We start from the raw sequence: 24,683 nt of genomic DNA on the forward strand, positions 1-24,683 counted from the left end.
TTAACCCCCACACGCCGTCATCATTCATTTGTTCAGGTTCGGTGGCCTTGTCTTTGTTTATATTCCACTTAAATTGTGCCTTGCTTTTGCACCCGCCCGCCCCTAATGGTGCGGCGGGCTTTTTGCATTTTCCCTCGCATTCTGTACGATCTTTCTTTCGCGACAGGGCGGCTCGATCCGGCGCTGCCCGACCAAGATGCGCGTTAGGCATGGGAGATGGTGTCATGCTTGCCAAGGTCCTGACACAAGCGGCAGTCCTGACGGCCGGGGCGCTTCTGTTTGCCGCGACGGCCCACGCCCGGCCGGACAGCCGCGCGATGACGTGCGAACAGACACAGCTTCTGATCCAGAGGCATCGCTCGGTGGTGCTGACCACCGGCCAGAACACCTACGACCGATACGTCCGCCAATTCGGCAATGAATGCGACTGGCCGCAGGTGCCGCGCGCCGCTTATATCAAGACGCGTGACGGTCAATGTCCGGTCTATCGCTGCCAGGATCCGGTCTTCGACCTCCCGGACTGAAAGCAAGGGTTTTTCATCCGACCGCCGATGCAGAATGCGGAAGGCGGTGGCTCATTCCTCGTCGAAAGGACCACCTTCCCGTTGGAGATCGCGCGAAATGACGCGTTCATCGGTGTCGTCCGGCAAGGCCTCGTCGCTTTCCTGGTAAGCGTTATCGTCGTCCTCCTCCGGCAGTTCGCCGCTTTTCTCGACGTCGTAGCGAATATCGCCGTTTTGCGGCACGCCGTCAGGGAGGATTCTCCCGCTCCGGATGGCGTCCCAGTCCTGCTGCTGGATCGTCGGGCTCTCCGTCTCGTCGTCGGTTCGTTCTTTCCTGCGCGGTTTCATCGCGGTTCTCCATAATGTCAGGGGCCCTGAATTGGCTCAGTGGTTGAACTCATAAGTCTGGCGGCCGGTTCCGGGCCGCTGCGGTCCGGGCGCATTGCCGCACGACGGAACCAATCGCGCCTGCCCGCCTTCACATTCAGAAGATACTGGCGCGAAAGGAGCTCGACATGAGACCGCTCATTTTCTTGCCGTATATGCTAGGTGCGCTGCTGCTGGCGGTGCCGGCGGCCGCGCAGCCGGGCGAACAGGCGCAATCCGACCGCTGCAAAGTCGAGCTGCCCGACAAGAACAGCGAGCAGCAGAAGCCGGCCGGCAACAATTTGTCCGATACGCTCGAGCCATGCGGTGGGGTGCTGAAGCCCCCGCCAACGGGCGATCAGGGCATGGCGGCGCCACCGCCGGATGAGGGCAAGACCCCGGTGATCAAGCCCGGCGAGGTGCCGCCACAGCCGCCAAAGCAGTAGCAGCGACGAGCGGCAACTTCGCGCCGCTTGCGCCGGCAGGTTTGTTGCACTCGCTTAGGAACATTAGCTTGTCCTAAATGTTATTTCAGACGCAGTAGATATCACCCCCCTCCGGTATCGCTGCTGATCGGGAAACCGATCGGCCCGCGTCTTGCGACGCGGGCCACCGCAGTTCATTCGCAGTCCATTCGCCGCATCGCGCGGGCACTTCACCGGTGTTCGATTAGCCGCCACTTACGGAACAACAAGGTGGCGTGGGCGTTTGCCTAGAGGGTTCGCCGCTTCGACCGGAATGCCGCGTCGCAATTGTAAGGGCGAGGCCCGTAACAACAGGAGTAGACGATGAAAATCCACCTTGTTCCTGCTGCGGCGGGATTGGCGTTGCTTGCCGGCGTCGGCGTGGCCACCGCGGACCAGGTGATTGTCACGCCCGAACAGCAGACGGTCATCCGCGAATACGTCCACAAGCACCCGCTTGCGTCGATCAGTCTTCTGGGGGTGGAGCTCAATATCGGTTCCACGTTGCCCGATACGGTCGAGCTGCAACCGATCGATGTTCCAGACGTGCGGTACAGATACGTCGTCGTCGGCAATCGCACCGTGCTCGTCGACCCAGGCACCCGCAAGATAGTGCAGGTCATCGAGTGATCGGCGTTGCCAAACCGCGAACCGGGTTTGGAAAGGTCACGGTCTAATAACCAAATCAGAGCTCCATCCCGCGCGATCGGGATGGAGCCGCTGTCGTCTCGAAACAAGGAAAGGAGCCATTCCCATGCTGCCGCATGTCGAGCCGGTCAACGTGGCCGCCGCCGTCGACAAACTGCTTGCTGAACGAGGCGATGGCCTGCTGTCGATGAAGGCGGCGATAGCACTGTTGCGCGAACGCACCGGAACCGAGCGCTCGGACGCCGACCTTGAAGGGCTGATCATCAAGAAGGCGGCGCTCCTTGGCGTCGCTGTCCTGTGTGACAGAGAGGCTCAATGACGGTGTTGCCTGCGCCTCAAGACGCGGGTCGAAATTTCAGCTAGAACAGCGTTGCTTACGCATGAACCGAGCCGACGGAGGTATCAGTGACGGACAGGCAGGAACGGATTCGCCAGCGGGCACACGCGATCTGGGAACAGGCAGGCAGGCCCGATGGGGCGCATCAGCAGCATTGGGATCAGGCTACCACAGAAATCGACACGGAAATCGCCGCGAAAGAGAAGACCGCCAGCCGGCCGAAGCCGAAAGCACGCCAGCCTAAGCCGGCGCCCGTCACCAAGGACGGAAGCAAACCCAAGGCGCGACCACGCAAAGCGTGAACGAGCGGATTTAGGCAGACTTGGATTGAACGCGTCCAAACGGCAGAATTCAGATCCATTATAGGCTACGTTCATGGTATAGGCCCGGCCGCCTTGGGCGATTATGTACTTTACAAACACGGCGATGCCTGATACCTTGAATCCACAGTAGGAATCCGGGTTATGAGCGTCCTTTCCGAGCCACATTTCCACAACGAAGAAGCTGCTTTTGAGCGGCTGGAAGCGATTGTTTGGCCCGAAGGTCCGATTTGCCCGAAGTGCGGCAACTGCGAACAGGCGCGCATTACCCGAGTCTCTGGCCCAACCGCTCGCACCGGCCTTCGCCGCTGCTTGGAGTGCAAGAAGCAATTCACCGTGAAGGTCGGAACGGTGTTCGAATCAAGCCATGTGCCGCTGCACAAGTGGTGGCAAGCGGCGCACCTTCTTGCGTCCAGCAAGAAGGGTATCAGCGCTCACCAACTGCATCGGACTTTGCAGGTCCAGTACAAGACCGCGTGGTTCATGTTCCATCGCTTGCGTGAGGCTATGCGTGACGGGGTGCTGTCCCCAATGGGCGGCGATGGCAAACAGGTCGAAGTTGACGAAACCTACATCGGCCGCCTGAAAGGCGCTCCGGTGAAGCGTGGCGGCGGCGCTCACAAGAATTCTGTCGTTACGCTGGTCGAACGTGGCGGTCGCGCTCGTTCCTTCCATGTCGATACCGCTCGCATGGGCAATGTCATGCCGATCGTTCGCGCCAACATCGCGCGGGAAAGCGCGCTCATGACTGACGAGTCCGGCATCTATCGCCGCGCCGGTCAGGATTTCGCCTCTCACGATTTTGTCACGCACTCCAAAGACGAGTATGTTCGCGGTGACGTGCATACGAATACCGTGGAAGGCTACTATTCGATCTTCAAGCGTGGCATGAAGGGCATCTATCAGCATTGCGGTGAGCAGCACTTGCACCGCTATCTTGCTGAATTCGACTTTCGCTACAGCAACCGCATCGCGCTTGGCGTCGATGACAACAACCGGACGGTAAGGGCTATGGCTGGCATCGTTGGAAAACGACTGAAGTACCGGGACTCATCGGGCGTCGGGGCGGAATAGGCGAGAAAATGGACCGTGTCGTCATAACGGTGCACCCCACCGTCTCCGACGAAAAGTTGCTGAGCGTCACCGACGCCATGCAGCAGGTTCTCGACCACATGAAGCTATTTGAGGCCGCTCAGCAGTCGATGGGCGACCCGCACTCGCGTTTTGAGTGGAGGCTGGAGAAAGCCAGCACCAATAGCCCGTTTACTGTCGTTGCCGTTGCGCAAGCGTCCAATCCTTCGGTCAATGTGTCGGCCATGGCTAAGCGCGTCAAAGCCGAAGTCTCGCAAGGTCTTCGGAGCCTCATGACGCGCGGCACTCCTCCGGAATGGATGACGCACGATACCTTCGCTGTTGCCAAAGGCATCTTCGCCAGAAATCTAAACGGCATCGGTGAGACTTATATTGATTTTGAAGACGGTGACGTGATCTCGATCACGCCCGATCAGGCGAAAGCCGGTATCAACACGCTTGATGCTTTCAACGTGATGGATTTCGAGCAAGATCTAGTGCCGCGACAGTCGTTCGGCGAGATTGAAGGCGTGATGCTTGCGGCTGGTCGCTATCGCAATAGAGAGGCTATCCAGATCAAAAACGAAATGTATGGCTTCATCTGGTGCACTCTTTCCAGAGACCTAATCGAAAGGTTCGGTGACGAGCATTCCATGAGCGATATTTGGAAGGGAAAAACCCTTGGGGTACATGGGCGGCTCAACTACATCGCCGGCGGAAAATTGCAGACCATAGACGCGGTCGAAGTGCGGGAAATTGAGTTTGCCCCTCTTGTGAATTTGGAAGCGATACTTGATCCTGATTTTACGGCGGGGATGGACCCTCACGAATATTTAGAGCAATTGCACGAAGGGCGGCTTGGCTAAAAGAGTGTATTGGGATTCCTGTACGTTTCTCGGCCTCATAAACCAGGAGCCGGGCAAGCTGAATAATTGTGCCGCAGTGTGGAAGGAAGCCGAAGCCGGCGACGTACTGATCTACACGCCATTCTTCACCTTTGCGGAGGTCTTCAAGGCGAAGTGCGAGGACGCCGGCAAGCCGCTTTCTGAGGATGGCGATAAGCAAATCGAATTGTTGCTGCGGCAAAGATGGATTCGCGCGGTCGTCGTTGACGAAAAGATTGGTGTCGCCTGTCGAAGGCTTATGAGACATCACACCGAATGCAAGAAGCCCTCCGATGGCATCCATTTGGCAACGGCGCTGGCCTTGAACGTCGATGAGATGCACACGTTCGATGGCGCCGATTTGCTCAAGCTGGACGGTAAGGTGAACCGCGCTGATGGCAAGCCGCTGAAAATCTGCCCTCCAAAACCAACGCCTAAGCCACCTAAGCCGCAGCACGATATATTTGAGGGCGCCCAATGACCGCGAAGCACAAGTCCGCAAAGCGGGATGACGCAACACAGTCGCGCGCGTTCATAGAGAAGGCGCGCGAGATTGAAGCGGACGAAGGGAAATCCGATGCCGATGCCCTAATGGGCAAGCTGGCGCGTACCCCGGCTGACCACAAGCAAAAGCCGAAGGGCAAGAAGGCACGATGAGCGTCGTCAGCGGTGTGGTGCTTTGTACATCTATTGCTGAAGATTGTTCGAGCCCGAACGGTCAGCCCGTTCTTTTCGAGCGCATACAGGAGTGGCTAGCGGAGCGCGCCGGCCCCTTCCAACAACTTAACAGCGTCGAGGCTAGCTTTGGCGGCAGCAAGCATCCGCAAATGTTTGTAGCTGGCGGCGGCTTCAACCATTTCTCCGAAGACGACTTTGCGGCCTACGTGATGTCGCTGCCTTGGCAAAACCCAGAAAACGTTGTGTTGGTGATCGACCCCGAAGAGGGGGCTACCCGCGTCTTCAGACCTCCCTGTTTGTAAAGTACATAATCGCCCCGCCTTGTCCGGATCGGTCCGGTCACGGCGGAACTGCCCTGCCCAGGCAATGGCAACAGCCATTCCTCGTGCCTGCCAGTGCAGAGCTCATATTCAGGCGCGAGATTCGTCGGCGCCAAGCCCGCCATCCCAATGGCGGGCTACTTACCGCCTTGCACGTGGCGGCAGCAGGGCGGGGCTCACACGAGCACGCGCCTCAGTGTGTTTGACGGCCAGGATCCGGCGAAGCGGACGCTCCGTCTTCCAAGGCGTCCCAGCCCACGGCGGGGCTTCTTTGCATCAGCTGAGGGCACGCAAACTCCGCCAGATCGGTTTCCGCGAAGCCGTCGAACTCGATAGCCGCCCCGTAGAGCTGGGCTGCTTGCATGACGAGCCATTCGATGTCTTCGCGCGCAACATTCTCGGCGAGGTTCTGCAGTCGCGCGGCTTCGGCGACAGCAGTCAGATTGATGGCAATCCCGGACCGCAATGTAGCCCGAACTCGGGAACTGACGTCTTCGTGCAGGCGAACCGAAAATCCGTAGCGCATGGAAAACCTTCCCTTCAGGAGCGGTTTATCCCTCGCTTTCACCATGCGCCCAGAGTCGGCGATTGACAAGCGAAAATCTTGAAAAATCATTTAGTATCAAATAGTTAGTGTATTTTGTCGATTGTGCGGTTGATGCTTGATCCGCTTCATTGGATTTCTGCACGGATCACGCATCTGGAGATCTTGACGTACTCTGCCAACATACCTAACTCTACGAAGAATTAGGAACATGCTAACTCAGCTAGTTTTAGCCTGGTATGACTGGAGGCCGAGATGTCCGAACTGGAACGCCCGGAACGATTGCAGATCATGCTGACCGCCGATGAACTGGCGGCGTTGGAGAACTGGCGCTTCGACAAGCGCATGCCGAGCCGGTCGGCCGCGGTACGGGAACTTTTGAGGCGAGGCCTCACAGCCGATGGTTTCCTGACGGCGGCGCATGGGACCAAGTCGCGCGACTTCGGCATCCTGCCGCATTCTGCAGATGGCGACGGGGCAGTCGACGGGGTGCCCCAGAAGGAATAGCGTCGTTTCCGCGGCGATCGCCCGCTCTGCGACCGTGCTTCGCGACTCTCTTGCTTCGCGATGAGCTGTGAACGTCTGGTCCGCTGATCGCCGCGAAGTAGAAGAGATCCAAAGCTCTGTCTTGCCAGACGCTCCGCAATCAGGGAGTGCTCGATCGGCATAGTGTGGGCTCGGGAATTTGCCGATGACGCTGGAATTGACGGCCGGCGACCAGTCGATGCTGCATGGCGAGCAAGGCTCGGCAGCGGCTGCCGCCATGAAGATCCTGGTCGCTTTCGCGAAGGCGGTCGCCGCGCGCAAATTGCTGGACATTGCCGGTGCCCATATCGACGGCTGCCTTTATCACGGCCAGGCCAGCCTCGATTTCGTCGAAATGCTGATCGAGGGCGGCGGCCGCGTTCGGGTGCCGACGACGCTGAACGTCGGTTCGTTCGACCTCATCCATCCCGGATTGGTGAAGATGCCGGTGTCGCAAGAAACGCCGGCGCGACGCCTGATGAAGGCGCATCTGGAACTCGGCTGCCAGGCGACCTTCACCTGCGCACCCTATCAGACCCGGTTCCGGCCAAGGTTCGGCGAGCAGATCGCCTGGGGTGAGTCCAACGCCATCGTCTTTGCCAATTCGGTGATCGGGGCGCGGACCAACCGCTATGGCGATTTTATCGATTTGTGCTGCGCAATGACCGGGCGCGCGCCGGCATGGGGGCTGCATCTGAGTGAAAATCGACGAGGCCAGGTCCTGTTCGAGCTGACTGACGCTGCTTTCGAGCCAAGCGACGCTCTGTTTGTCGGCGTCGGGCTGATCATCGGGCAAAGGGCTCGCGACCGCATCCCTGTCATATCGGGCCTGCCGCAGCCGCGCGACGAGGACCAATTGAAGGCGCTGGGGGCGGCGGCGGCAACGACGGGTGCCGTGGCGCTGTTTCATGCCGTCGGCATCACGCCGGAGGCGAAGACGCCGGATGAGGCGTTGCACGGCCTGGCGCCGGAGGAAAAAATCCGGATCTCTCGCGCTGACATCCACCATGCGCTGGCCAGGCTGTCGAGCGTCCCCGACGGCGTGCAGCTTGCAGCCGTGTCGTTAGGCACGCCGCATTTCTCCCATGAAGAGTGGATGCGCCTGTTGCCGCTGCTGCGCGAAGTCGGTCCAGGCAAGGGTGTCCCAATCTATGTCAACACAGGGCGCGCGACGCTGACGCGGCTGCAGGACGAAGGCGCACTGGCCGGCATGGAAGCCTTCGGCCTCGTTCCGGTCACCGACACCTGCACCTATGTCACGTCGATCCTCGAGCGTCTCGATGGCGTGGTGATGACCAATTCGGGCAAATGGGCGCATTACGCACCTGGCAATATCGGTGTCTCGGTGGCCTTCGGTGACATGGAAGACTGCGTCCGCTCGGCTGCGGCCGGCCGCGTCGTGCGAGGCGCGCCATGAAGACGCCGGCCAGAACCGGTACATTCCACCTTTCCGGCTCGGCACAAGGCCCAGCGCTGGTGCTTTCGCAGGCGCTCAGCTTCTGGGGCGGGATCGACGTCGAAACGGGCGACATCATCGACCATTCGCATCCGGACCTGGGCGGCAATATCGCCGGCAAGATCCTGGTGATGCCGAGCGGGCGAGGGTCGTCGTCCTCGTCTTCGGTTCTAGCCGAAGCGATCCGCAGAGGCACGGCGCCGGCCGGCATTATCCTGGAGCGGCCGGACCCGATCCTTGCCGTCGGCGCCATCGTTGCCGAATTCCTCTACGAAATCAGCATGCCGCTGGTTGTCTGCGACATGTCAGGCATTGTCTCCGGCGACCGGATCGCAATCGGTCTGGGCGAAGATGCGCAAGCGATGGTGAGCAAGCTCTAGCCGGCCATCAGTCCCGCCGCGCCCCGCCGCCAGTAGGCTGCCGCCAGTGTTTCGTTGCGGCCGAGCGCCAGCGTGCCGCGCCAGTGTTCGCGCACCGTCGTGGCGGCTGCCGCTTCGGCCGCGAACCAGCCGAATGCCGAACCGGTCGGCCATGCGAGCAACCTTACCCACAGGAGCGAAATGGCATGGTCGGCAGTGATAGCGGGCGCGGGCACATGCGCTGGTTTCGATCGGGCAGCATGACGGTTATGCTGCCGATGGCGTGTCTGTCCTTGCGCCGTCTTGCGGGTTCAAGGCACTGGCCGCCGAGACGGTCGTCGCCGGCGGCGGAGACGAAGGCGCTGTTCGTATTGGGCGGCGCATCTATGATCGGCTTCGGCCCTTCTTTCAGATCTCCGGGATGCTTTCCCTGAAGATCACTTGCAGCCGTGGCTGGTGCAGTTCGTAAGGCAAGCCCCTGACCGCATGGGTCAAGGTGTTGAGCGCTTCGCGGGCTTCGACGCGCGGGTTCTGGTCGATGACCGCGTCGAGCGTGCCGTCGAGCAAGAGCTCCTTGGTGCCCTCCGTTACCTCATGGCCGAGAAAGACCGTTGACAGTGCACGCCCGCGTTCCCTTAGCGCGCGGGCGATGCCGGTGTTGCCGGCGCCGACATTGTAGATGGCGGCTAGGTCCGGGTGCCGGTCCAGCAGGGCGGAGGCCTCCGAATAGGCCTTCTCCCGGTCGTCGAGCATCTCGCGCATCTCGACGATCTGCAGATTGGGCGATTCTTCCGCCAGTATGTGGCGGAAGCCCATCTCGCGCTCCTCGTGGCCGCGGTAGGAGAGCGAACCGGCGAACAGCGCGACCTTGCCCGGACGCCCGGCACCCATGAAGCGGTTGAGAAGGTAGCCGGCGAGCCGGCCGGCGGCGCGGTTGTCGATGCCGATATAGGCAACCCGCGGCACATGCAGGATGTCGGAAGCGATGGTGACGACCCTGACGCCGCTGGCCGAAAGCGAGCGGATCGCCTCGCGGACCGTCGGATGGTCGAGCGCGATCACACCGACGCCTTGCGTCTGCCCGTGCAGTTCCTGCAGCAGACGCGCAAGCCGGTCCGGATTGAAGCCTTCGATGGTAGCGACGCGGACGTCGAGGTCCGGCCGCGCCTGCGCCTGCGCCTCGATCTGGCGGTGCAGCATCTTGATGAAGGAATTGGTGCCGGCGGGCAGGGCGAAATCCAGCCGTATGACCTCGCCAGTAACCGCGTTGCGCTGGTTCGGATTGTTCGAATTTTCAGCGATATAGCCAAGCCGCTGTGCCGTTTCGAGCACGACCTCGCGGGTGCGCGCCCGAACCCCGGCGCGGTTGTTGAGCACACGGTCGACCGTGGCGGCCGAAACGCCGGCCTCCCGGGCTATGTCTGTCAGGGTGGACCGCACTGTCGATCACCTCATTCCAAAACGCGCCAGGGGCGCATCGAGATCACGCATTTCATGGGTCCACCGTCGGAGAGCGGCTTCATCGCCGTCCGCGATTCTGATGGGAAATGATGTAACCGGCCTTGGCCGATGCGCAAGCCGCCGCGCTACACCAAAATGCCCAAGCAGACCAAAGCGGGGAGGTGGGCAGCCGGGCTCCCTCAAATTCAAGCACCGGCTTCAGTATGAGAGCCTTTACAAACGCCATTCTTCCCCTCCCATGAGATGTTATGAGGTGTATTGATTATTTATGATGTTGACAGCCTTCGTATAGTGCCGTCAATATCCATCATAAGGGCCGTGGAGGAACAAGGCCCTGAGGGAGGAGTTCCAATGTCGAATTTGATCCGCGTGTCGCGGCGCCGTTTGCTGGCGTCCGGTGGAAAGGCGGCAGTCCTTGTTGCCGCCGCAGGTATTGCACCGAAATTCATTCGCCCAAGCCGTGCCTATGCGGCCGATGCCCTGGCGCCCGGCATGATCGGTGGCCCGACGGGCTTCGACGGCTCGGAGCGCTACCAGTATGGCGCCGACACGCCCGAGGGCCGCGCCATCGAGGCGGCCAAGGCGATGAAGGGCGCCGGCAAGGCGCCGGCCAAGATCGTACTTGGCCTGTCCGACGGCTCGATCGGCCAGTTGACCCAGCCGTTTCCGGCCGGCGCGCCGTCGATCAAGGATCTCTGGGAGAAGGAAACCGGCATTCCGTTGGAAATCGTCGGTGTGCCAAACGGCCAGGAATTCACCAAGACGATGCAGGACATCTCCACCAAGGGTGGGGCATATGACATCTACGCGGTCGAATGGAACCGCCTTGGCGACCTCGCCGAAACCGGCGGCATCCTCAAGCTCGACGACTTCGTCGCGCAATACAAGCCGGAATGGGACGATCCCGAGCGCGGCTATGTCGACGGCGCCAAGGGCGTCTCGCTGCTCAACCAGTATCGCGGCTCGACCTACGGCGTGTCGCTGGATGGCGACTTCCAGACATGGGTCTACCGTACCGATCTGTTCGGCGACGCAAACGAGAAGAAGGCCTTCTCCGACAAATACGGCTATGAACTGGCGGCGCCGAAGACCTGGAAGCAGCATGGCGAGATCGCGGCCTTCTTCCAGCGCCCGGACAAGGGCCTGTTCGGCTCGACCGATCTGCGCAACCAGGGCTGGGGCTACACCAACTGGTATCAGCGTTATGTCTCAATGGCTTCGCCCAATCAGTTCTTGTTCGACGATACCGGCAAGCCGCTGATCAATTCTGAGCAAGGTATCGCGGCGACCAGCGAGTACATCGCTTCGCTTTCGCACCATTCGCCGGACGCGATCTCCTGGGGCTGGCCGGAGCAGTACGGCAATTTCGCCAAGGGCGGTGCGGCCATGACCTGCGCCTTCTCCAATCTGCCGAAATTCCTCGACAATGCCGGCAACAAGGATTCAGCTGTCACCGGCAAGATCGGCTCGATGCTGCCGCCCGGCCGCGAAATCGACGGCAAGCTGGTCAGCCGGTCGGTGCTGTGGCTCAATCTGTCGGCGTCGGTGTCCTCGCAAGCCAAGAATCCGGAGGCCTGCTACCTGTTCCTGCAGTGGCTGGGCTCAAGCCGCATCTACGCCTGGATGACTGCCAATCCGGGCGGCTACTTCGATCCGTTCCGGCTATCGGATTTCTCGGATCCGCTGGTTCGCCAGACCTATCACGCCTACCACATGGACGTGGTGCGAGAGACGGTCGCCCGCACCGTGCCCACCATCAACTATCCCGGCGCCACCGCCTTCCACAACGCGCTGGACGAGAACCTCGTCGCCGCGCTGACCAAGGCCAAGACAGCCGAGCAGGCGATGGCCGACACCGAGGCCGAGTGGAAGAAGATTGCCCGCCGCACCGGCGAGGAGAAGCTTCTCGAAGCCATCAAGACCAACAAGGAGGCCTGGCCGACCGTCCTCGATCCGATCGCCTGATCGTCGCAGGATCTTACCAAGAAGGGGAGGAGCGGTCGCTCTTCCCCTCGGCAACGAAGGACCCAGCAAAGCCGCAAGATGAAGCGTTCAGTTCCTTTCGAGATATTCCGCTATGCCGCGATCCTTGCGGCGATGGCGGTGACGCTGGTGCCGATCCTGTGGATGGTGTCGATGGCGTTCAAGCCGATCGCCGAATGGTCGGCGACCGGCGCCGACCTGACCTGGTGGCCGAAGAACCCGACACTCAGCAATTTCCGCTTCGTCTTCGGTGAATCGACCAACAATCTGATCGTCGCGCTCGACCGCACAGCTTTGAAGCCGATCCTGTCATCGCTGCTGTCGGCCACATTCGGCACGGCAATCGCCATGTCGGCGGGCACCGCGGCGGCCTACGGTCTGTCGCGCTTCGGCTCGGGCCAGAACCTGCCGCTGGCGCTGATTCAGCTTCGCCTGTTTCCGCCAATGGCGGTCATGACCCCGGTGATGATCATGTGGGCCTTCCTCAATTTCACCGACAGCTGGTGGGGGCTGTCGTTGATCTACGGCATCGTCACGCTGCCTTTCGCCTTCTGGCTGATGAAGACCTTCTTCGACGACATGCCGCGCGAGATCGAGGAAGCGGCGCTGGTCGAGGGCTGCTCGCGGTGGCGCGTCTTCACCCGCATCACGCTGCCGATGATGCGCGCGCCGCTGGCCAGTGCTGCGCTGTTCGTCTTCATCCTCAACTGGTCGGACTATCTGATTGCATTGCTTCTGACGACGCGCGAATGGGTGACGGTCCCCGTCTACATGGCCTCGCTGTCCTCATCGATGACCGGACAGCTCTACGGCGCCAAGGCAGCCCTCGGCCTGATAGCGGCAGTGCCGCCTGTCATCATGGGCATCGCCATCCAGCGCCATCTGGTGCGCGGACTGACCTTCGGGGCGCTCAAGCAATGAGCGCGGTGACTGCGACGATTTCGGAGGGCGACATGCAAGCCTCCAAAGCGGCGTCGGTGCTGCCGGACGAGGGCGCAAAGCTCGGCTTCCGGCTGACGCTGCCGGCGCAGATCCTGGTGCTGTTCATCGCCGTCTTCCCGCTCCTGATGCAGCTCTACATCAGCCTGACCGACTGGTCGCCGCTGTCGGGCACCGGCTGGTGGAACGCCTGGTCGATGTGGAACAGTTTCGCCAACTACACCGACCTTGCCGCCGATGCGCGCTTCTGGAGTGCGCTGAAGCGCACGGCCATCGTCATGATCGTCTGCGTGCCGGCGGAGTTCCTGCTCGGCTTGGCGCTCGCGACACTGTTTGCCGACGAGTTCCCCGGCAAGCGGATCTTCTACTCGATCCTCTTGATGCCGATGATGGTGGTGCCGGCGGTAGCCGGCTACATGTTCTTCATGCTGTTTCAGTCAGGCGGCCCGGTCAACGACATCCTGTCGGCGATCTCAGGCTTTCCCGTCACCATCGCCTGGCTGTCGGACCCGACGCTGGCGCTCATCGCCGTCATGGTCGCCGACATCTGGCAGTGGACGCCGCTGATGTTCCTGATCCTGCTTGCCGGCCTGGTCGGCGTGCCCGACGACCAGATCAAGGCGGCGACGCTGCTCGGCGCCAACCCGTGGCAGCGCTTCGTCACCATCGTGCTGCCGAAGATGAAGACGATCATCATCATCGCGCTGGCGATCAGGGTGATCGAGAACTTCAAGATATTCGACACGCTTTACATCATGACCGGCGGCGGTCCCGGCGTCGCTACCGAAACCATCTCAGTCTACATCTACAAGCTCACCACCCAGGACCTGATCTGGGGCTATGTGGCGGCAATCGCGCTGGCCATATTGATCGTGCTGTCCATCGCTGCGGTGTTTGCCATGAAACGCATGGCCCGGGTACGCGAGGTGGCGGCATGAGCACCATCCACCTGCAGAACCTGGTCAAGAAATTCGGCGACTTCACCGCGCTGAAGACGATGGACCTGGCCATTGCTGACGGCGAGTTCATGGCGCTGCTCGGGCCGTCCGGCTGCGGCAAGTCGACGACGATGAACATGATCGCCGGCATGGAAGGGCCGACCAGCGGCAAGATCCTGTTTGGCGAGCGCGACATGGCCGGCGTGCCGATGGGGCGGCGCGGCGTCGGCTTCGTCTTCCAGAACTATGCGATCTTCACTCATATGAGCGTGCGGCAGAACCTCGCCTACGGGCCGAAAATGCGCGGCGCACCAAAGGCCGAGATCGGCCGCCGTGTCGACGCCATTGCCGAGATGCTGCAACTGACGCCGCTGCTCGACCGCAAGGCGGACAGACTGTCGGTCAACATATTGCAGCGGGTGGCGATCGGCCGTTCGGCGATCATGGAGCCGGCGATCTTCCTGCTCGACGAGCCGCTTTCCAATGTCGACGCCGCCTTCCGGGCAGTGATGCGGACCGAACTGAAGCAGTTGCAGCGGCAGTTCCGGCAGACCATGGTCTACGTCACCCACGATCAGCTCGAAGCAATGACCATGGCCGACCGCATCGCGGTGATGGACCACGGCGTGCTGCAGCAGGTCGGCACGCCGCTCGAGGTCTACAACAACCCGGCCAATGTCTTCGTCGCCCGCTTCATCGGCGCGCCGGGCATGAACCTGCTCAAGGGCAGGCCGGCGGAAAGCGACCGAGGTCTGGTCATCGATCTCGGCCCGCTCGGCGTGACACCGCCGCTGCCGGTCGAGATCGCAGATGCCGTACGCAGGATGCGCGGCGAGGTGTTTTATGGCTTTCGACCGGAGCAGGTGACGCTGGCTGAAGGTGGCCGTGGCCTGTCCATGCCGGTGAGTTTCGTCGAGCGGATCGGTGCGCGCACCATCATCCACCTTGGCGACGGCGAGACTGCGGTGAAGGCGGTGTTCGACAATGATGTCGGGCTGGCGATCGGGCAGACAGCCGTCGTCGCGCCTGCGGCGGAGGCGGTGCGCGTCTTCGACGCCGCCTCCGGTCTTGCATTGAGAGCAGGTTGAGATGGCCGACATCGTTTTCCGTAATGTGACAAAACGCTATGGCGGCACGCTGGCCGTCGACGATGCGTCGTTCGCGGTGAACGACAACGAGTTCTTCTGCTTCTTCGGGCCGCCGCTGTCGGGCAAGTCGACGATACTGCGCCTGGTGCTCGGGCTGGAAACCCCGGACGCGGGCGAGATCCTGATCGGCGGAAAGCCGGTCAACACGGTGTCGCCGGCCGAGCGCAACGTCGCCATGGTGTTCCAGAATTTGGCGCTGTTTCCGCATATGAGCGCGCGCGACAACATCCGCTTTCCGCTGGTCGAACGCCGGGTCGCCGAAGCCGAGATCGAAAAGCGCGTCGCCGATGTCGCGGCCAAGCTGCATATCGGCCATATCCTGCACAAGCCGCCGGCACAGCTTTCCGGAGGTGAGCGGCAGCGCGTGGCGATTGCCCGCGCGCTGGTGCGGGATCCCGCCGCCTATCTGATGGACGACCCGATTTCGGCGCTCGACGCCCGGCTGCGCGAGGAGACGCGGGTCGAGCTCAAGCGCATCCAGCGCGAGCTCGGCAAGACGCTGATCTATGTCACGCACGACCAGGAAGAAGCGATGTCGGTCGCCGACCGAATGGCCATTCTGGAGAACGGCAAGATCAGGCAGATCGGCGCGCCGGCCGAGATCTATGACCGGCCGGCCAGCACCTATGTGGCGCGGCTGCTCGGGTCGCCGATGATGAATATATTGAAGTCGGTGCACGGCGCGGAAGGCGTGGAGGCGGCGGAAGGCACGATCCGCGTCGCGGACAAGGCTGCGCCGGCCGATGCCGTCGAGATCGGGCTCAGGCCGGAAGACATCAAGGTCAGGTCTTGGTCGGGTGGAATGCCGGAGGGGGGCGCGGGCCGCCCGGCGCGAGTGTTCGAGGTCGAGCCGCTCGGCGGCTACACCGTTGTGACGCTCGCCGCCGGAAAGACGCGTCTGCGGGCGCTGTTACGCGGCCAGCCGGACATCAGGCCGGACGCGATGGTAGTGATATCCTGCGAGCCGGGCAGGGTGCATTATTTCGGACAGAGCGGGGGAGCCTTGGCACGATGACGGCGGCTGCAAGGAACGAGCTTCGGGAGGAACATATGGCAAGCCAAGAAATGGTGGGCAACGGCTTCGAGCCGGACGTTAAAGTCCGCACCAGGGAATACAGGATCGGCTGCGTCGGCGCCGGCATGATCATGGCCGAATGTCACCTTGCCGCCTACAAGGAAGCCGGTTTCCCGGTGGTGGCGATTGCCTCGCGGACCAAGGCCAGCGCCGAGAAAGTCGCCAAACGCTGGGATATCCCAACCGTCCACGACACGCCGGAACAGCTCATCGAGGACAAGAACGTCGAGATCATCGACCTTGCCTTTCCGCCGGACAAGCAGCCGGCACTGATCCGTCATGCTCTGAAGCAGGCACATATCAAGGCGATCCTGGCGCAGAAGCCATTGGCGCTGTCCCTTGAAGAGGCCGTCAAACTTCGCGACGAAGCGGCCAAGGCAGGCAAGATCCTCTCGGTCAACCAGAACATGCGTTACGACCAGTCGATGCGCGTCTTGAAGCAGATCATCGACAGCGGCGCGCTCGGCGACATCGTTTTCGCCCAGATCGACATGCATGCGATCCCGCACTGGCAGAGCTTCCTCGAGGACTATGACCGGCTGACGCTCGCCAATATGAGCGTCCACCATCTCGACGTATTGCGCTTCCTGTTCGGCGATCCCTTGGAGATCACCACCCTGACCCGCAAGGATCCGCGCACCCGCTTCGATCATTCGGACGGCATCACCGTGTCGACGATAAAGTTCCCGTCGGGCGTGCTCGCCGTATCGCTTGAGGATGTCTGGTCCGGTCCGCGCCAGGAGGGCTACAAGGACGACCAGCACATCAACTGGCGCGTCGACGGCACCAAGGGCGTCGCCAAGGGCACCATCGGCTGGCCGACAGGTTCTGCCTCGACGCTGACCTATGCCTCGACCGAGACCACCGGTGGTGAATGGGTGACGCCCAGCTGGGACACGATGTGGTTCCCGCATGCCTTCATCGGCGTCATGGAGCAGCTCCAGCACGCGGTCAAGACGGGCGAGCCGCCGGCGCTGTCCGTCGCCGACAACGTCAAGACCATGGCGCTGGTCGAAGCCGGCTACCGCTCCATCGACAAGGGCCGGACCGTCAAGCTTTCCGAAATCTCGATCAACTGAAACACCGGACGACTGAATCACTTACAGGGAGGACTTCACACCATGATGCAGGCAGGTATTTTCACGGGTTATTTCCCGTATGGCCTCAAGGAAACCGCGCAGAAGATCCGTGCGCTCGATTTCAACACCGTGCAGCTCGACCTGCATTTCAGGGATATCGACCTTTCCGCCGGACAGATCACCAAGGACAAGGCCAAGACTGTCCGCGATACGTTCCGCGACCACAATCTGCCGATCTGCTGTGTGTCGGGCTACACCAACATCATCCATCCGGACCTGGGCGAGCGCGAGCGGCGCGTCGGCTATTTGAAGGAGATCATCCGCAACGCACGCCATTTCGGCACCCCTTACGTGATCTCGGAAACCGGTACCTACAACACCGAGTCCGACTGGGTGCATCACCCGAAGAACAAGACCGAGGAAGGTTTTGAGGAATGCCGCAAGGTCATCGCCGACCTTGCCCAGACCGCCTATGACCACGGCGCAGTCTTCCTGCTCGAAACCTATGTCAACAATGTCGTCGGTTCGGTCGAAGAGACGGTGAGGATGTTCGCGCAGATCGACCACCCAGGCCTCGGCCTGCTGATGGACCCGACCAACTATTTCGAAACGCACAACATCGACAGGATGGACCAGATCCTGAACCAGGTGTTCGACACATTGACCGACAAGATCAAGATTGCCCACGCCAAGGACGTCAAGCGTTCCGGCGGCGACAAGTCGGAAAAGCACGCAGACATCGGCGACGAGGACGCGCTGGAGAGCCACACCTTCCGCGGCGTCGGCGAGATCGAGCTGCCGGCGCCCGGCCTCGGTTCGCTGAATTACGACCTCTATCTCAAGCGGCTGGCCGAAAAGCATCCGAACATCCCGGTCATCATCGAGCATCTTTCGGAAGACGACGTGCCCCGTGCCAAGAAATTCCTCGACGGAAAATTCCGCGCCAACGGACTGTGATGGCGCGGTTCGGCTACGAAACAAGGGAGGAAGAGAAATGTTGAAATTCGCGTTGAAAATCGCTGCCGCGGCGACGGTTCTCGCCGGTGTTGCGCTGGGTACGCCGGCGCTGGCGCAGGACGCCCAGAAGACGTTCTACCTGCTGTCGCATGGCGGCCCGTCGGATGCCTTCTGGATCGACTGGAATGCCGGCGCCACCAAGGCCTGCGACCAGCTCAAGGTGACCTGCAAGATCTCGTTCAGCGGCGGCGACATGGCGGCGCAGAAGGAAGCCTTCAACTCGGCACTCGCCGCCAAACCGGACGGCATCGCCACGACCTCGGCGCAGCCCGGCCTGTGGACCGAGGAGGTCAAGGCAGCCAAGGCGGCCGGCATCCCGATCGTGTTCTTCAATACCGACGATCCGGCAACCGGCCGGCAGGCCTATGTCGGCGCCGACCTTAAGGAAGCCGGTGTCATCTGGGCGAAATATCTGGTCGACCACAAGATGGTGAAGCAGGGCGACAAAGTGTTCCTGCCGGTCGAAGTGCCGGGCGCCAGCTACCAGCAGCTCGAGACCGAAGGCATTGCCAGCGTCTTCGATCCGCTCGGCATCAAATATGACGTGGTCGATTGCGGCACCGATCCGGCCGGCATCATCGCCAAGATGACCGACTACATGGTTGCCAACAATCCGCCGGCAATCATCGCGCTCGGCGATTCCGTCGCGGCCAGCGTCAAGCGGGTGTTCGACGGCGCCGGCGTGCCGGCCGGCAAGATTCCGGTCGTCGGCTGGGGCAATTCGAAGGAAACCGCCGAGTCAGTCAAGTCCGGCTTCATCAACGCGGCTGCCTGGCAGTTCCCATCGGCGCAGGGCTTCATGCCGGTGGCGCTGCTCGGTCTCGCCGCCGCGGGCGAACCGATCGGCTACGACATTCACACGTTCAGCCTCTACGACGCCTCGAGCGTCGAACCGATCCTGAAACTCTACAACAAATGATTGAAACTGACGCTCGCCGCGCAGGCGGCGAGCGTCACCCTGGCGTATGGTTCGAACTGTCATGACAATTGCCGCAGAAGAGGAAATGCCGCGTGCCAAACGCAGGTCGAGCCTGATGCGCTCGCCGCAGTTCTCTTCGCTCGTCATCCTGATCGTCCTGCTGGCGGTGTTCGCGATCGCCGACGCGAATTTCCTGTCGCCGCTCAACATCTCCAACATGATGGCGTTCCTGCCCGAGCTCGGCATCATCGCGCTCGGCATGACGCTGCTTCTGACGGCGGGCGAGTTCGACCTTTCGGTCGGTGCCGTGTTCGGGCTGGCGCCGGTCGTCGTCATGCTGCTGGTGCAGAACGGCGGGTTTGATATTGGCGTCGCGCTGTTGGCCGGCCTGCTGCTCTGCATAGCGATCGGTGCGATCAACGGCCTGATCGTCACCAAGATCGGGATCTCGTCCTTCCTGGTGACACTGTCGATGTTGCTCGTCGTGCGTGGGGCAGCGCTTTACATCACCCAAGGCTTTCCGCTGAAATCCTGGAACCAGCCAGGCTTCTTCGTGACGCTGCTGGCCGGCAGCTTCAATATCGGAACGTTCCGTTTCTATACCTCGCTTTGGTGGTTCATCGGCCTGTCGCTACTGGCGATCTATGTGCTGCACTACGCCAAGCTCGGCAACTGGATCAGCGCTATCGGCTCGAACCGTAACGCTGCCGTGGCGCGCGGCGTGCCGGCCGATGCGGTCAAGATCTGGCTGTTCATCCTGACCTCGGTGCTGGCCGGTCTCGCCGGCATGATCAGCGCCTTCCGCATCTCTGCCGCCTCGCCGGTGGCCGGCACCGGCTACGAGCTCGAAGTGATCGCCATGGTGGTGGTCGGCGGCACTGCGCTGACCGGTGGGCGCGGCACCATCCTAGGCACCATCGTCGGCGCGCTGATGCTGCGCAGCATCCGCAACGGCATCGTGCTGATCGGCGTGCCCGGGCTCGCCTATAACATCTTCGTCGGCGTCATCATCCTTGCCATGCTCATCCTGCACGCTTTGCTGCAGAAGAACGCCGCCAGGAGCTGATCATGGAAGTGCTTCGGCTGCAGAATTTGCAAAAATCCTTCGGCAGCGTCCGCGCCCTGAAGAGCGCCTCCTTCACGCTCAACGAGGGCGAAGTGGTGGCCTTGCTCGGCGACAACGGCGCCGGCAAATCGACATTAATCAAGGCGATCTCCGGGGTCTTTCCCGTCGATCGCGGCGACATCTATGTGCGCGGCCAGAAGGTCTCCATCCGCTCGACGCGCGACGCGATGGATCTCGGCATCGAGACCATCCACCAGGACACCTCGCTGGCTCCCGATCTCAGCATCGCGCGCAATCTTTTCCTTGGCCGCGAGCCGGTCAATCTCAAATGGCTTGGCGTGTTCGCGCCGCTCGATCTCGCTCGATTGCGCGATGCTGCGTCGGCTCTATTGAAGCGCGTCGGCATCTCGAAGAAACTCGACGCCGATGCGCTGGTTAGCACGCTGTCAGGCGGCGAGCGTCAGTCGATCGCCATCTCCCGCGCCATGCAGTTCGCCGCCAAGGTCATCATCCTCGACGAGCCGACCAACAATCTCGGCGTCGAGGAAACGCACGGCGTGCTGCGCTTCGTCAAGGAAGTGCGCGACGCCGGCCACTCGGTGCTTTTGATCACCCACAACATCCATCACGTCTTCCAGGTCGCCGACCGCATCATCGTTATGCGCCGCGGCGAGATCGTCGCCGAGCAGACGGTCGCCGGCACCGATCTGCTGACCGTGGAAAGCATCATCACCGGCGCCGACATGTCGGCCCTGCTCAAGGAGACGAGAGCGAAGTGAAGGACGGGAGCAAAGTGAAAGAACTGGCCGTCACATGGTAGAGCTTTACGGCAAGACGCTGTCGCGCCGGCAGGTCTCGGAACGCTCGGGCATGCTGTCGCAGTTCGCCGGCGTGCGGCTGATGACGCTTGGCGACGGCGTCGAGCGCGGCATCCGCATGCTCGAATTCCGCACCGGCTCCGGCCTGCGCTTCACCGCGCTGGTCGACCGGGCGCTCGATATCGCCGATTGCGATTTCAGGGGCCAGGCGATCGGCTGGCACTCGCCGAGCGGTTTTCGCCATCCCGGCCTGCACGAATATGAAGGCGAGGAGGGATTGGCGTGGGCGCGGTCGTTTTCCGGCCTTCTGCTGACCTGCGGCCTCGACCATATATTGTTCATGAACGAAGTACCGGCCGATACCTACAACTACCCGCCGAAGACGATGGTGCGCCATTCGCTGCACGGCCGCATCAGCACCATCCCGGCGCGGCTGACCGGCTATGGCGAGACCTGGGACGGCGACCGCTGCGTGTTGTGGGCCGAAGGCATCGTTCAGCAATCGACTGTATTCGGCGAGGATCTGCACCTGCTGCGGCGGATCGAGGCCGATGTCGGCGGCAACGAGATCCGGCTTTCGGACCGTGTCGTCAATCACGGTTTCAACCGTACGCCGCATATGTATTTCTACCACATCAATATCAGCCATCCGGTGCTCGACGAAGGATCGCGCTACCTGGCGCCGATCCGCGACGTCGTCTGGGCGGGCCATGCCGGCGAGCGCTATGAAGTGCAGAAGGTCGGCTACCGCACGGTGCCGGCGCCGCAACCGGGATTCAAGGAACAGGTCTGGCAGCACGAGCTCGGCGCCGACAGCGCCGGCGAAGTGCCGGTCGCGGTGGTCAACGACAGGCTCGGCCTCGGCTTGCAGGTGGTCACGCGCAAGGACCAGTTGCCTTGCGCCTATCAATGGCAGAATTTCCAGGCCGGGCAGTACGCGCTTGGCATCGAGCCCTCGACGCATCATGTGCTGGGAAATCTGGCCGCGCGCGAACGCGGCGAGATGATCTGGCTGGAGCACGGCGAGAGCCGCTCCTACGATGCCGTGTTCCGGGTTCTCGACGGCGCCGGCGAGATCGCCGATGCGGAGAGCCGGATCGCGGCAATCGCCAGGCAGCCGCGAGAGGACTACCCGCAGCCGTCGGGCCGTTTTCCTGTTCTTGGAGGCAGGTCGTGATAATGGCGAACAAGATACGGGACACCAGTTGGGAGGCTGGCTCCGGCCGGAGCGGGGAGGGCTCGCGGCAGATCGGGAATCGGAGGTCACAATGGCTGGCACGGTAAAGCGCGATTACAGCCTGGTCGGCGAAAGCACGCGCAGGGCGATCGAGACGGGACTGGCCTCGGCGGAGTGGTACCACACGGATGTCCCTCGCAAGGCGATCAAGGAGCTGATGCAGCGCTCAGACGGCCCGGCGATCCGCGACACGATCATCTGGATCGTCGCCATCCTCGGCTCCGCCGCCGGCGCCATCTATTTCTGGGGCACCTGGTGGTGCGTGCCGTTCTTCTTCGTCTACGGCGTGCTCTACGGCTCCTCCAGCGACTCGCGCTGGCACGAATGCGGCCATGGCACTGCCTTCCGCACGCGCTGGATGAACGATGTCGTCTACCAGATCGCCAGCTTCATGCTGATGCGCAACCCGGTGACTTGGCGCTGGAGCCATGCCCGGCACCATACAGACACGATCATCGTCGGCCGCGACGCCGAGATCGCCGTGATGCGCCCGCCGGACCTTTTGCGTGCGGCGCTGGCTTTCACCGGCATCCTTGATTTTCGCTATTCGCTTCCGGCGCTGGTACGCCAGGCGCTCGGCAAGCTGACGCCCGACGAGAAAAGCTACGTTCCCGAGATGGAACAGCACAAGGCCGTCATCGCGGCGCGCTGGCATATTGCCATCTACATCGCCACGATAGCACTCGCCCTCTACATGCAGTCGTGGGTGCCGGTGGTGCTCATCGGCGTGCCGCGCCTCTACGGCACCTGGCACATGGTGATGACCGGCCTGCTGCAACACATCGGTCTGGCCGACAACGTCGTCGACCACCGGCTCAACACCCGTACCGTGTACATGAACCCGATCAGCCGGTTCATCTACTGGAACATGAACTACCACGTCGAGCACCACATGTTTCCGATGGTGCCCTATCACGCGCTGCCCAAGCTGCATGAATTGATCAAGCACGATCTGCCGGAGCCGAACCCGTCGATATGGCATGCCTATCGCGAGGTCTGGCCTGTCCTGCTCAGGCAGCTCAAATACGAGGATCATTTCCTCAAGCGCGAACTGCCGCCAACGGCCAGGCCCTATCGTGGCGAGTTCCACGAAGTGAACATGTCGGCGGCGGCTGAATAGGCACCGCACCGGCGCCATGCAGAAAATTTCAGGAGAGATATAGAATGGCCGATTGGGTCGAAGCGTGCGCCGTGGACGATGTCGAAGAGGAAGATGTCATCCGCTTCGACCATGGCGGCCGCACCTTCGCGATTTACCGTTCGCCGGACGATGAATTCTTCGCCACCGACGGGTTTTGTACGCATGAGAAGGCGCATCTGGCCGACGGGCTTGTCATGGACGACATCATCGAATGCCCCAAGCACAATGGCCGCTTCAATTATAAGACCGGCCAGGCGAAGGGCGCTCCCGTTTGCGTCAATCTCGCGACCTATCCAGTCAAGGTCGAAGCTGGCAAGGTGATGATCCAGATCGCCTGACCGGCCTTCTGTCACGTAGCAAAGGGGACCAAAATCCATGAGCCGGAAAAGACCGACCGTCGCAGACCTGCGGGCCATGAAGGGCAAGCGGCAGTTGACCATGCTGCGCGTGCTGACGATGGACGAGGCCGAGGCCGCCGAACGCGCCGGCGTCGATATCGTCTCGGTGCCGCCGGAGCTGGTGCTCAATCCGCAATACCGCGATGCGGCACCCAGCCTGTTCACCATGCCGGGCGAGAATTTCTTCGAGATCGGCACCGCCGACGATTTCGTCCGCTGGGCGTTCCGGCTCTACAAGGCCAGCGCCGATGCGGTCTACTGCAGCGCCGGGTACGCCACCATCAAGCGGATGGCCGACGATGCCATTCCGGTAATCGGCCATGTCGGCCTCATCCCGTCACGCGCCACCTGGACCGGCGGCTTCAAGGCCGTCGGCAAGACCGCCGACACCGCCATGCAGGTGTTCGAAGCGGTGAAGCAACTGGAGGCCGCCGGCGCGATCGGCGCCGAGATCGAAGTGGTGCCGGTCGAGGTGGCCAAGGCGATTTCGGAACGCACGTCGCTGATCATGCTGTCGATGGGAGCGGGCACCGGCTGTGACGCGCAGTATCTGTTCGCCGACGACATCCTCGGCCAGAACCGCGGCCACATGCCTCGGCATTCCAAGGTCTATCGCAATTTCGCCGCCGAATACGATCGCCTGCAGGCCGAACGCATCGCCGCCTTTTCCGAATATGTCGCCGATGTGAACAGCCTGGCCTATCCCGAAGACAGGCACGTCGTGCACATGGACCCGGACCAGCTCAGCCTGTTCCTGGAGAAGATCGAAGCCGCATAAGACGCCCCGGCAGCGGCACAAAGCGTCATCGCGGATCGTAAAAGGCCGGTTCGGCGCCAGGGCCAGGTCATCGCATGGCCGGCTGCGATGCCACACGAAAGTTTGTTGGACCAGGTCTGGACGGCAGTACCCATCCGGTGAAGACCGCAGACGTGTATCCGGCGGCCATGAGGACCTGAGCACCGCGGTGCCGGCGTCAAGTTTTTGATGG

The 24,683-nt window shown here is 61.9% G+C and carries 32 protein-coding genes; 27 read left to right on the plus strand and 5 right to left on the minus strand.

Going from position 1 to position 24,683, the window contains the following annotated elements; translation table 11 throughout:
- Window positions 1-226, minus strand: a 226-nt coding sequence (locus NKI58_RS33010) for a hypothetical protein (protein WP_352854373.1), incomplete at its 3' end; no start/stop codon positions are given.
- Between NKI58_RS33010 and NKI58_RS33015 the strand changes: the two genes are divergently transcribed.
- Window positions 225-524 (plus strand): hypothetical protein, encoded by a 300-nt coding sequence (locus NKI58_RS33015; RefSeq protein WP_023675763.1) that lies wholly within the window; start codon window positions 225-227, stop codon window positions 522-524. The genes NKI58_RS33010 and NKI58_RS33015 overlap by 2 nt on opposite strands.
- Window positions 525-575: 51 nt before the next feature.
- On the opposite strand, the gene NKI58_RS33020 is transcribed toward NKI58_RS33015, so the two are convergent.
- Entirely contained in the window at window positions 576-851 is a 276-nt protein-coding gene (locus tag NKI58_RS33020) for a hypothetical protein (protein WP_023675764.1), read from the minus strand.
- A 167-nt stretch (window positions 852-1,018) separates the two neighbouring features.
- On the opposite strand from NKI58_RS33020, the gene NKI58_RS33025 reads away from it, so the two are divergent.
- The 9 genes from NKI58_RS33025 (at window position 1,019) to NKI58_RS33065 (ending at window position 5,573) form a co-directional block, all read left to right on the plus strand.
- Window positions 1,019-1,315 (plus strand): hypothetical protein, encoded by a 297-nt coding sequence (locus NKI58_RS33025; protein ID WP_023675765.1) that lies wholly within the window; start codon window positions 1,019-1,021, stop codon window positions 1,313-1,315.
- Between the two features lie 342 nt (window positions 1,316-1,657).
- Window positions 1,658-1,963, plus strand: a complete 306-nt coding sequence (locus NKI58_RS33030) for a DUF1236 domain-containing protein (RefSeq protein ID WP_023675766.1) — start codon at window positions 1,658-1,660, stop codon at window positions 1,961-1,963.
- A 124-nt stretch (window positions 1,964-2,087) separates the two neighbouring features.
- Window positions 2,088-2,300, plus strand: coding sequence for a hypothetical protein (locus NKI58_RS33035; RefSeq protein ID WP_352594171.1), 213 nt, complete (start codon window positions 2,088-2,090; stop codon window positions 2,298-2,300).
- Window positions 2,301-2,386: 86 nt separating this feature from the next.
- Window positions 2,387-2,620, plus strand: a complete 234-nt coding sequence (locus NKI58_RS33040; RefSeq protein WP_352594170.1) for a DUF2934 domain-containing protein — start codon at window positions 2,387-2,389, stop codon at window positions 2,618-2,620.
- A 162-nt stretch (window positions 2,621-2,782) separates the two neighbouring features.
- Window positions 2,783-3,712, plus strand: coding sequence for an IS1595 family transposase (locus tag NKI58_RS33045; RefSeq protein ID WP_352614486.1), 930 nt, complete (start codon window positions 2,783-2,785; stop codon window positions 3,710-3,712).
- Window positions 3,713-3,720: 8 nt separating this feature from the next.
- The gene (locus NKI58_RS33050; protein WP_352614488.1) at window positions 3,721-4,575 is read left to right on the plus strand and encodes a hypothetical protein; all 855 of its coding nucleotides are present in this window, start codon (window positions 3,721-3,723) and stop codon (window positions 4,573-4,575) included.
- Window positions 4,568-5,074 carry a type II toxin-antitoxin system VapC family toxin gene (locus NKI58_RS33055; protein ID WP_352638181.1) on the plus strand — a complete coding sequence of 169 codons (507 nt, stop codon included), beginning with the start codon at window positions 4,568-4,570 and terminating at the stop codon, window positions 5,072-5,074. Before NKI58_RS33050 ends, NKI58_RS33055 begins: the two co-directional genes overlap by 8 nt.
- Window positions 5,071-5,250 (plus strand): hypothetical protein, encoded by a 180-nt coding sequence (locus NKI58_RS33060; RefSeq protein WP_352614490.1) that lies wholly within the window; start codon window positions 5,071-5,073, stop codon window positions 5,248-5,250. Before NKI58_RS33055 ends, NKI58_RS33060 begins: the two co-directional genes overlap by 4 nt.
- Window positions 5,247-5,573: a hypothetical protein gene (locus NKI58_RS33065; protein ID WP_352614491.1), complete on the plus strand. Its 327-nt coding sequence runs from the start codon at window positions 5,247-5,249 to the stop codon at window positions 5,571-5,573. Before NKI58_RS33060 ends, NKI58_RS33065 begins: the two co-directional genes overlap by 4 nt.
- 211 nt (window positions 5,574-5,784) lie before the next feature.
- Here NKI58_RS33065 and NKI58_RS33070 read toward each other — a convergent pair whose 3' ends face one another.
- A complete protein-coding gene (locus tag NKI58_RS33070) occupies window positions 5,785-6,117 on the minus strand; it encodes a hypothetical protein (protein ID WP_023675769.1) in 333 nt (110 codons plus the stop codon).
- Between the two features lie 273 nt (window positions 6,118-6,390).
- Here NKI58_RS33070 and NKI58_RS33075 point away from each other — a divergent pair, with 273 nt between their 5' ends.
- From NKI58_RS33075 to NKI58_RS33085, 3 genes are all read left to right on the plus strand, one after another.
- Window positions 6,391-6,642, plus strand: coding sequence for a hypothetical protein (locus NKI58_RS33075; protein WP_023675770.1), 252 nt, complete (start codon window positions 6,391-6,393; stop codon window positions 6,640-6,642).
- A 184-nt stretch (window positions 6,643-6,826) separates the two neighbouring features.
- The gene (locus NKI58_RS33080) at window positions 6,827-8,077 is read left to right on the plus strand and encodes an aconitase X (protein ID WP_352784649.1); all 1,251 of its coding nucleotides are present in this window, start codon (window positions 6,827-6,829) and stop codon (window positions 8,075-8,077) included.
- Window positions 8,074-8,496: an aconitase X swivel domain-containing protein gene (locus NKI58_RS33085; protein WP_023675772.1), complete on the plus strand. Its 423-nt coding sequence runs from the start codon at window positions 8,074-8,076 to the stop codon at window positions 8,494-8,496. The genes NKI58_RS33080 and NKI58_RS33085 overlap by 4 nt, the downstream gene beginning before the upstream one ends.
- Here the strand turns inward: NKI58_RS33085 and NKI58_RS33090 are convergent.
- Both NKI58_RS33090 and NKI58_RS33095 read right to left on the minus strand, forming a co-directional pair.
- The gene (locus NKI58_RS33090) at window positions 8,493-8,711 is read right to left on the minus strand and encodes an SIP domain-containing protein (protein WP_352458312.1); all 219 of its coding nucleotides are present in this window, start codon (window positions 8,709-8,711) and stop codon (window positions 8,493-8,495) included. The genes NKI58_RS33085 and NKI58_RS33090 overlap by 4 nt on opposite strands.
- A 172-nt stretch (window positions 8,712-8,883) precedes the next feature.
- Window positions 8,884-9,915 carry a LacI family DNA-binding transcriptional regulator gene (locus NKI58_RS33095; RefSeq protein ID WP_352571254.1) on the minus strand — a complete coding sequence of 344 codons (1,032 nt, stop codon included), beginning with the start codon at window positions 9,913-9,915 and terminating at the stop codon, window positions 8,884-8,886.
- 372 nt (window positions 9,916-10,287) lie between these two features.
- Between NKI58_RS33095 and NKI58_RS33100 the strand changes: the two genes are divergently transcribed.
- The 14 genes from NKI58_RS33100 (at window position 10,288) to NKI58_RS33165 (ending at window position 24,472) form a co-directional block, all read left to right on the plus strand.
- Window positions 10,288-11,901 carry an extracellular solute-binding protein gene (locus tag NKI58_RS33100; RefSeq protein ID WP_352784656.1) on the plus strand — a complete coding sequence of 538 codons (1,614 nt, stop codon included), beginning with the start codon at window positions 10,288-10,290 and terminating at the stop codon, window positions 11,899-11,901.
- A 78-nt stretch (window positions 11,902-11,979) separates the two neighbouring features.
- Window positions 11,980-12,840 (plus strand): carbohydrate ABC transporter permease, encoded by an 861-nt coding sequence (locus tag NKI58_RS33105; RefSeq protein ID WP_254820511.1) that lies wholly within the window; start codon window positions 11,980-11,982, stop codon window positions 12,838-12,840.
- A complete protein-coding gene (locus NKI58_RS33110) occupies window positions 12,837-13,796 on the plus strand; it encodes a carbohydrate ABC transporter permease (RefSeq protein ID WP_352458309.1) in 960 nt (319 codons plus the stop codon). The genes NKI58_RS33105 and NKI58_RS33110 overlap by 4 nt, the downstream gene beginning before the upstream one ends.
- Window positions 13,793-14,884: an ABC transporter ATP-binding protein gene (locus NKI58_RS33115; RefSeq protein WP_352458308.1), complete on the plus strand. Its 1,092-nt coding sequence runs from the start codon at window positions 13,793-13,795 to the stop codon at window positions 14,882-14,884. The genes NKI58_RS33110 and NKI58_RS33115 overlap by 4 nt, the downstream gene beginning before the upstream one ends.
- A 1-nt stretch (window position 14,885) precedes the next feature.
- Window positions 14,886-15,959, plus strand: a complete 1,074-nt coding sequence (locus NKI58_RS33120; protein WP_352458307.1) for an ABC transporter ATP-binding protein — start codon at window positions 14,886-14,888, stop codon at window positions 15,957-15,959.
- Window positions 15,960-16,009: 50 nt separating this feature from the next.
- The gene (locus tag NKI58_RS33125) at window positions 16,010-17,098 is read left to right on the plus strand and encodes a Gfo/Idh/MocA family protein (RefSeq protein WP_023675779.1); all 1,089 of its coding nucleotides are present in this window, start codon (window positions 16,010-16,012) and stop codon (window positions 17,096-17,098) included.
- A 42-nt stretch (window positions 17,099-17,140) separates the two neighbouring features.
- Window positions 17,141-18,055, plus strand: a complete 915-nt coding sequence (locus tag NKI58_RS33130) for a sugar phosphate isomerase/epimerase family protein (RefSeq protein ID WP_023675780.1) — start codon at window positions 17,141-17,143, stop codon at window positions 18,053-18,055.
- 37 nt (window positions 18,056-18,092) lie between these two features.
- On the plus strand, window positions 18,093-19,034 hold the full coding sequence (locus NKI58_RS33135) for a sugar ABC transporter substrate-binding protein (protein WP_023675781.1): 942 nt from the start codon (window positions 18,093-18,095) through the stop codon (window positions 19,032-19,034).
- A gap of 61 nt (window positions 19,035-19,095) precedes the next feature.
- Window positions 19,096-20,100, plus strand: a complete 1,005-nt coding sequence (locus NKI58_RS33140; RefSeq protein WP_245274659.1) for an ABC transporter permease — start codon at window positions 19,096-19,098, stop codon at window positions 20,098-20,100.
- Complete coding sequence (locus NKI58_RS33145; protein WP_023675783.1) at window positions 20,097-20,879, plus strand: ATP-binding cassette domain-containing protein; 783 nt, start codon at window positions 20,097-20,099, stop codon at window positions 20,877-20,879. Before NKI58_RS33140 ends, NKI58_RS33145 begins: the two co-directional genes overlap by 4 nt.
- A gap of 34 nt (window positions 20,880-20,913) precedes the next feature.
- Entirely contained in the window at window positions 20,914-22,095 is a 1,182-nt protein-coding gene (locus NKI58_RS33150) for an aldose 1-epimerase family protein (RefSeq protein WP_023675784.1), read from the plus strand.
- 91 nt (window positions 22,096-22,186) lie between these two features.
- The gene (locus tag NKI58_RS33155) at window positions 22,187-23,275 is read left to right on the plus strand and encodes a fatty acid desaturase family protein (RefSeq protein WP_023675785.1); all 1,089 of its coding nucleotides are present in this window, start codon (window positions 22,187-22,189) and stop codon (window positions 23,273-23,275) included.
- A 44-nt stretch (window positions 23,276-23,319) separates the two neighbouring features.
- Window positions 23,320-23,634, plus strand: a complete 315-nt coding sequence (locus NKI58_RS33160) for a MocE family 2Fe-2S type ferredoxin (RefSeq protein ID WP_023675786.1) — start codon at window positions 23,320-23,322, stop codon at window positions 23,632-23,634.
- Window positions 23,635-23,671: 37 nt separating this feature from the next.
- Complete coding sequence (locus tag NKI58_RS33165) at window positions 23,672-24,472, plus strand: 3-methyl-2-oxobutanoate hydroxymethyltransferase (protein WP_023675787.1); 801 nt, start codon at window positions 23,672-23,674, stop codon at window positions 24,470-24,472.
- Window positions 24,473-24,683 lie beyond the last annotated feature (211 nt).

The organism is Mesorhizobium sp. M0522, assembly GCF_040321085.1.
Classification (GTDB): Bacteria; Pseudomonadota; Alphaproteobacteria; order Rhizobiales; family Rhizobiaceae; genus Mesorhizobium.

Coding starts and splice junctions, on each gene's coding strand:
- NKI58_RS33015 (WP_023675763.1), top strand. CDS start 225: ATGCTTGCCAAGGTCCTGACACAAGCGGCAGTCCTGACGGCCGGGGCG.
- NKI58_RS33020 (WP_023675764.1), bottom strand. CDS start 851: ATGAAACCGCGCAGGAAAGAACGAACCGACGACGAGACGGAGAGCCCG.
- NKI58_RS33025 (WP_023675765.1), top strand. CDS start 1,019: ATGAGACCGCTCATTTTCTTGCCGTATATGCTAGGTGCGCTGCTGCTG.
- NKI58_RS33030 (WP_023675766.1), top strand. CDS start 1,658: ATGAAAATCCACCTTGTTCCTGCTGCGGCGGGATTGGCGTTGCTTGCC.
- NKI58_RS33035 (WP_352594171.1), top strand. CDS start 2,088: ATGCTGCCGCATGTCGAGCCGGTCAACGTGGCCGCCGCCGTCGACAAA.
- NKI58_RS33045 (WP_352614486.1), top strand. CDS start 2,783: ATGAGCGTCCTTTCCGAGCCACATTTCCACAACGAAGAAGCTGCTTTT.
- NKI58_RS33050 (WP_352614488.1), top strand. CDS start 3,721: ATGGACCGTGTCGTCATAACGGTGCACCCCACCGTCTCCGACGAAAAG.
- NKI58_RS33060 (WP_352614490.1), top strand. CDS start 5,071: ATGACCGCGAAGCACAAGTCCGCAAAGCGGGATGACGCAACACAGTCG.
- NKI58_RS33065 (WP_352614491.1), top strand. CDS start 5,247: ATGAGCGTCGTCAGCGGTGTGGTGCTTTGTACATCTATTGCTGAAGAT.
- NKI58_RS33070 (WP_023675769.1), bottom strand. CDS start 6,117: ATGCGCTACGGATTTTCGGTTCGCCTGCACGAAGACGTCAGTTCCCGA.
- NKI58_RS33075 (WP_023675770.1), top strand. CDS start 6,391: ATGTCCGAACTGGAACGCCCGGAACGATTGCAGATCATGCTGACCGCC.
- NKI58_RS33080 (WP_352784649.1), top strand. CDS start 6,827: ATGACGCTGGAATTGACGGCCGGCGACCAGTCGATGCTGCATGGCGAG.
- NKI58_RS33085 (WP_023675772.1), top strand. CDS start 8,074: ATGAAGACGCCGGCCAGAACCGGTACATTCCACCTTTCCGGCTCGGCA.
- NKI58_RS33100 (WP_352784656.1), top strand. CDS start 10,288: ATGTCGAATTTGATCCGCGTGTCGCGGCGCCGTTTGCTGGCGTCCGGT.
- NKI58_RS33105 (WP_254820511.1), top strand. CDS start 11,980: ATGAAGCGTTCAGTTCCTTTCGAGATATTCCGCTATGCCGCGATCCTT.
- NKI58_RS33110 (WP_352458309.1), top strand. CDS start 12,837: ATGAGCGCGGTGACTGCGACGATTTCGGAGGGCGACATGCAAGCCTCC.
- NKI58_RS33115 (WP_352458308.1), top strand. CDS start 13,793: ATGAGCACCATCCACCTGCAGAACCTGGTCAAGAAATTCGGCGACTTC.
- NKI58_RS33120 (WP_352458307.1), top strand. CDS start 14,886: ATGGCCGACATCGTTTTCCGTAATGTGACAAAACGCTATGGCGGCACG.
- NKI58_RS33125 (WP_023675779.1), top strand. CDS start 16,010: ATGGTGGGCAACGGCTTCGAGCCGGACGTTAAAGTCCGCACCAGGGAA.
- NKI58_RS33130 (WP_023675780.1), top strand. CDS start 17,141: ATGATGCAGGCAGGTATTTTCACGGGTTATTTCCCGTATGGCCTCAAG.
- NKI58_RS33135 (WP_023675781.1), top strand. CDS start 18,093: ATGTTGAAATTCGCGTTGAAAATCGCTGCCGCGGCGACGGTTCTCGCC.
- NKI58_RS33140 (WP_245274659.1), top strand. CDS start 19,096: ATGACAATTGCCGCAGAAGAGGAAATGCCGCGTGCCAAACGCAGGTCG.
- NKI58_RS33150 (WP_023675784.1), top strand. CDS start 20,914: ATGGTAGAGCTTTACGGCAAGACGCTGTCGCGCCGGCAGGTCTCGGAA.
- NKI58_RS33155 (WP_023675785.1), top strand. CDS start 22,187: ATGGCTGGCACGGTAAAGCGCGATTACAGCCTGGTCGGCGAAAGCACG.
- NKI58_RS33160 (WP_023675786.1), top strand. CDS start 23,320: ATGGCCGATTGGGTCGAAGCGTGCGCCGTGGACGATGTCGAAGAGGAA.
- NKI58_RS33165 (WP_023675787.1), top strand. CDS start 23,672: ATGAGCCGGAAAAGACCGACCGTCGCAGACCTGCGGGCCATGAAGGGC.